1 pseudogene is annotated in these 1291 nt (G+C 64.2%); it reads left to right on the plus strand.

The window, feature by feature from the left end:
• Positions 1-13: 13 nt before the first annotated feature.
• A pseudogene (katE, locus tag AAIO73_RS20135) lies at positions 14-1291 on the plus strand (catalase); the annotation flags it as partial.

Raw genomic sequence — 1291 nt, forward strand, 5'->3', positions numbered from 1 at the left:
GAAGGCACCGCCGCTGCCGGCGGGTGCCGACCAGCCGACGAACTATGCCGAGCAGCAGGGCCATGGCGGCGAAACCCGCCAGACGACCTCGGACGCGGCACTTACCATGACCACGCAGCAGGGCATCCCGCTCGCGGACGCCCAGAACAGTCTCAAGGCGGGTCTGCGGGGCCCCGCGCTGCTCGAGGACTTCATCCTTCGCGAAAAGATCTTCCATTTCGATCACGAGCGCATCCCGGAGCGCGTCGTCCACGCACGCGGCTATGGCGCGCACGGCGTGTTCGAGCTGACCGACAGTCTGGCCGACTACACCCGCGCCGACGTGCTGAGCACGGTCGGGCAGCAGACGGAGGTGTTCGTCCGCTTCTCAACGGTAGCGGGCAACAAGGGCTCGCGCGATCTGGCGCGCGACGTGCGCGGCTTCGCTGTCAAGATGTACACGAAGCAGGGCAACTGGGACATCGTCGGCAACAACATCCCGGTGTTCTTCATCCAGGATGCCATCAAGTTCCCCGATCTGGTCCATGCGGCTAAGCAGGAGCCCGACCGGGCGTTCCCCCAGGCGCAAACCGCACACGACAATTTCTGGGATTTCGCCAGCCTCACCCCGGAAGCCTGGCACATGATCATGTGGATCATGTCCGATCGCACGATCCCCCGCTCCTTCCGCACGATGGAGGGCTTCGGCGTCCACAGCTTCCGCCTGGTGAACGCGGAAGGCAGGTCGACCTTCGTCAAGTTCCACTGGAAGCCGCGCCAGGGGCTCCAGTCGGTGCTGTGGAACGAGGCGGTCAAGATCAGCGGCGCCGATCCCGACTATCATCGCCGCGATCTTTGGGAGGCGATCGAGAGCGGTGACTTCCCGCAATGGGATCTCGGCGTCCAGCTGTTCGATCAGGAAACCGCCGACAAGCTTCCCTTCGACCATCTCGACTCGACCAAGCTCATCCCCGAGGAGGACGTGCCGGTCCGCATCGTCGGTACGCTCACGCTTAATCGCAACGTCGACAACTTCTTCGCCGAAACCGAGCAGGTCGCCTACTGCACGCAGAACATCGTGCCGGGCATCGACTTCAGTGACGACCCGCTGCTGCACGGCCGCAACTTCTCCTATCTCGATACCCAGCTGAAGCGGCTCGGCAGCCCGAACTTCACCCACCTGCCGATCAATGCCCCGCGCTGTCCGGTGATGAACTTCCAGCAGGACGGCCACATGGCGATGCGCAATCCGAAGGGGCGCGTGAACTATGAGCCGAACAGCTGGGGCGCGGAAGGCGGTCCGCGCGAGAAC

Origin of the sequence: Sphingomonas epibiotica (assembly GCF_039615155.1) — a bacterium.
In the GTDB taxonomy this organism is placed as follows: domain Bacteria; phylum Pseudomonadota; class Alphaproteobacteria; order Sphingomonadales; family Sphingomonadaceae; genus Sphingomonas.